The following is a 4,495-nucleotide window of genomic DNA, read 5'->3' on the forward strand; positions in this document are numbered from 1 at the left end:
CGGTCTGAACCACATACGAGATCTCACCTCTGAAATGCCTGATACAGGTGATATGGAACCGGTCACTTACCTCTTCTTCAGGCGGGAACGGATAATCATACGGGATGTACAGAGTAACATCACCAGGTTCTGCAGCATGAGTAAGGACAAATCCCTGCTGCGTGATCTCACAGAGACGGTTTGAGATGAGCGTGCGTACCGTGGCAAGTTCACGGGCAAACTCTTCGGTAGAACATTCAACGTCAGGTCTGGTGTTCTGAAAAATTGTCTGATATACGCTGGTGCCAATGATGTCACCAGGTTTATGCTCATCCAGAATCCGGGTAACTGCCATTCGTTCTGAATCCAGGGTAGCAAGCGTATCATTCCAGACCGAAGGATCAAACTCCACCGGATTGTCTCCTCCATCATCCCGGGAAACCCCTCGCTCCAGATGTTTCTCCTGGCAGGCGGTAAGAAATGAACGTAGATCCTCATGCTGCCCAGCCAGGATCAACGCAACATTCATCCGTGGTTCAGTTAAAATTCTTGCGGGAATATTCTCTTTCTTCAGGTACCTGACTATCTCTTTCGCCGCCTCCTCCGAATTAATTGATATCTGTTCCTCAAGTACCATTCACCATCAATCTGTTTTTCAGATGCATAATCCCTCCGAAAGGTGTCATAACAGGGAATATCATGATATCACCTATCAGAAAGATGAACGGCATGGTATCGAACCTGATATTCGCTATGTATCCATCCATCAGCCAGAATCCGGATCATCACCGTGATCACGCTCATCACCAGATCCAGGGTCATTTGGATTCGTACCCATCTGTCTGACCCACCTGGTGGCCACCGTCGCTGCCCGCGGATAGAGTTCAGCAAGGATCGTACCAAGACCAGCGTCTCCGAGAGAGATCGGACACTTACCCAGTTGTTTCTGCAGATATGTGCTGAGAAACGCTTCATCAGGAACCTGGATATCCGGCAGGTTAGCCAGCGGCCCATGAATATCACCTGCAATCCGGTAGTAGGAACACGACTGGACTGGATCCGGCTTAACGTTCCCTTTATCAACTGATATATCCTGATCTGCAGTTCTGGCATTGCGTAGTCCGGCAAGCACCTCCTCCCGGGTCTTTCCCAGCAGAAGAAACAGAAGAAAGGGATCCTTGTCGATATTTTCTGTCAGAAGGAAGAAGATTGCTGCCTCGTGTTTGCAGGGATTTCCCCGATCAGGGCAATTACATCCTTTACTCTTGGGTTCCACTTTTGGAAAGAGTGAGAGTCCTTTTTTTGAGAGGCGTCGTTCCATTCCTTCAGGTACAGAACCGGCCATAAGACGTGCAGCAAATGATGCCTCGTCAGCAATTACCTCAAAGAGCTGATTCCATGACTTTTCAGAGAGGGGAGTAAACCTGATCCTGACTGCATAGATGTAGGAACCTGACACCTTTGCTTCAACCGAGCACGGAGATGCCTCCATCCATTGAACCTGTCCGTTTCGGGCATATGATTTTCCCGAATTCAGTCTGATATAATCGTTGGAATGGACCATCAGTTCAAGAAATTTTCTGCCCCACCAGGTCTCTCCGACCGCTCCCCGCTGGGATGTCAGGATACAGGTCAGAGGCATCGGGGCAGTATGCGACGTCATCAGTACTCCTCAAATACAGTATCACGAAGGGATATCACATCCATCAATTCTCCGGTAGAGAGCGAAGTCAGCCAGTCTTCTCCACTGGTCAGCACTTCATTTGCAATCCCGCGTTTTCCTGCAAGCACATCATCAATCCGTTCCTCAAGGGTTCCTGCTGCAACCATCAGATGAACCTGCACATCGCGAAGCTGACCGATCCGAAACGCCCGATCAGTAGCCTGATCCTCAACTGCAGGATTCCACCACCGGTCAACATGAAAGACATGATTGGCACGGGTCAGATTCAGCCCGGTGCCTCCTGCCTTGAGCGAGATGACAAAGAACTTCGGGCCATCTGGTTTCATGAACCTGGTAATCAGATCATCGCGGGTGCGCCGTCGGGTTCTTCCGGTCAGGAGCAGAACCGGGGCGTGGAAATGTTCTTCAATGGCCTGGTGAAGCAGGGTCGCAAACGACGCAAACTGAGTGAAGATGATCGCAGCATCACCTTCATCAGCCACTTCTTCAAGCATCTCAATCAGACGCCTGACTTTTCCTGACCTGGATGCTGCCATCACCCCGTCATGGGTAAAGAGGTTGGGGTGATCCGCAATCTGTTTCAGTTTGGTCAGGGCAGCCAGGATCATTCCTCTTCTGGCAATCCCGGTGAGATTATCTGCTGCAGATTTTACCTCGTTCACTACTGCCTGATACAGCGTTACCTGCTCCTTGGTAAGCGTGACAAAGATCCGCGATTCCATCTTTTCAGGGAGATCACGGATTATATTCCGGTCGGTCTTCAGTCTGCGAAGCAGGAATGGGTGAATCAGACGACGAAGTTCTTCAGCTTTTTCCTGATTGTGATCCTTCTCGATGGGAACCGCGTATCTGGTCCTGAATTGTTGCCCTGATCCAAGATACCCGGGATTTAAAAACTGCATGATAGACCAGAGTTCGCTCAACCGGTTCTCAACCGGTGTTCCAGTCAGGGCAACCCGGTGATCACCCTGAAGCAGAAATATGGATCTGCTCTGTTTGGTCCGTGGGTTCTTGATATTCTGTGCTTCATCAAGGATCACACTGTTCCATCTGATACCGGTGATGAGATCGAGATCCCTGGCTACCAGGGGGTATGTGGTGATGACAAGGTCATGAGAAAAGGCAATATCAGAAAATCCTGATTTTTCCCTGCCGGTGCCATGGTGAATATACACGGAGAGGGTAGGGGAAAACCGGTGCAGTTCCCGTTCCCAGTTACCGGCAACCGAGGTAGGACAGATCAAGAGTGACGGACCTGAAATACCTGACTCCTTGCGAGCCAGAAGGTATGCGATGGTCTGCGGAGTCTTTCCAAGACCCATGTCATCAGCAAGACAGACCCCGAGTCCGCGTTCTGCACCTGCAAGCAGGAACGAATACCCGCTCTTCTGATAGGGTCTCAACTCACCGGCAAATGAAGACGGAACATCCTGCTCCTTGAGCACAGGACCAGCCTTCGCAGTCCTGACCATGTCCTGACACCAGGTATCATCACCGATCACCTCAATAAAGGTGTCATCCTCTCCGGCAAGGGCAGTAAGCCTGAACAGATCAACAGAGGAGATCTTCTTTCCTGCATACGCTTCCTGAAGCCTGAGCAGGTTCTTCTCAAGATCGGCAGCATGGCAGACCATCCATCCATCACCGGTCCTGATGATTGAGTTCTTCAGATCGGTTCGCTTGAGAAACTCTTCGGCAGAAAGGATCTCGTCACCGAGAGCAACCTGATAATCAAACCCAACGATGGTATCAAGACCGAAACAGGTGACTGCGTTCGTATCCCGGGTGACCCTTACTCTGATTACCGGTCTGGTCCGCTGATCTGTCCACCAGCCGGGAACGATGGTCTCGATACCGACATCTTTGAGCAGTGGGACATCATGGGTGAGGAAATCCCAGAGTTCAGCGGTCTTGAGCGGAAATCCACAAGGAACCGGGCTATTGAGTGAAGCAAGGATCGGGGAGGAGACTTCAGATCCCTTTCCCAACTCACCAAGAAGCGTCTCTTCAAGAATTCGTACTGAAGGGACAGTCTGGGGGAGGGACCTGCCACCGGCCCAGATATCCCGGGCCGGGATAAGGCAGGTAGGGTCATCAGCAGGTCTGAGTTCAAAGGTGATCAACCAGTTCCCCTGCTCTTTTTCAGGTTCATGAACTCTGAGAACCAGGGTGAGCAGTACTGATGCCGGTTTCTCTACCGGTTGCTGCATCCAGGATATCAACCGCTTTCCGTCACCGTGCTCGGCAGGAACCAGAGAGTCCAGACCAAGAAGGGCCCCCTGTCCTGTCAGGCCAAGATAAAAGATCAACGGAACTGTCTGCTGGATCAGGACTGCCGGTGTCAGATGAAGATCAACCGGGCGCTGAACCAATGCTTCATAGATGGTTCTCCTGACCAGCGAGGTCAGGAACGTGTACACGGTTGATTGAGCCTGATAATCCTGCAATGCGGGATCATGAAGGCCAAAACCCGTTGCAGGAACACAAAACGAGGGAATCGCCGTGTTGAATGCACGGATCATCTCATGCTCATGCTCATCAGGATAGAGATCCCAGAGAGCACGAAATCCTGATCTTCCACTCATCCGGTACGCAGGCAGATAGTGACCGGCAGCGATCAGGTGCAGGCCGCCTCTGGTTACGGCATCCCAGAAACGAAACGAGTCAGTAACGATACAAGAGTCCTGGCCTATATCACGAATTCCGGCAATGAGGAGCGGGAGAAACTCAAGTGGAAACCTGATTGCCGGGACTGTCCATGAGGAGGTACTGGTAGCAACAGGGATTCCTCTGTTGGTCTGATTATAATATTCAGGTGAGCAGAGCGGAGCC

At 51.2% G+C, this 4,495-nt stretch carries 3 protein-coding genes; all 3 read right to left on the minus strand.

Features of this window, described 5'->3' with window-relative positions; all coding sequences use genetic code 11:
* Nucleotides 1-616 (minus strand): hypothetical protein (locus LUQ50_RS07160; RefSeq protein ID WP_300038318.1); only part of this gene is annotated, 616 nt, incomplete at its 3' end.
* 129 nt (nucleotides 617-745) lie between these two features.
* Nucleotides 746-1,642, minus strand: coding sequence for a hypothetical protein (locus LUQ50_RS07165; protein WP_300038321.1), 897 nt, complete (start codon nucleotides 1,640-1,642; stop codon nucleotides 746-748).
* A partial coding sequence (locus LUQ50_RS07170; RefSeq protein WP_300038324.1) for a DEAD/DEAH box helicase occupies nucleotides 1,642-4,495 on the minus strand: 2,854 nt, incomplete at its 5' end. The genes LUQ50_RS07165 and LUQ50_RS07170, both read right to left, overlap by 1 nt.

It is taken from the genome of Methanospirillum sp., from assembly GCF_028679455.1.
Classification (GTDB): Archaea; Halobacteriota; Methanomicrobia; order Methanomicrobiales; family Methanospirillaceae; genus Methanospirillum.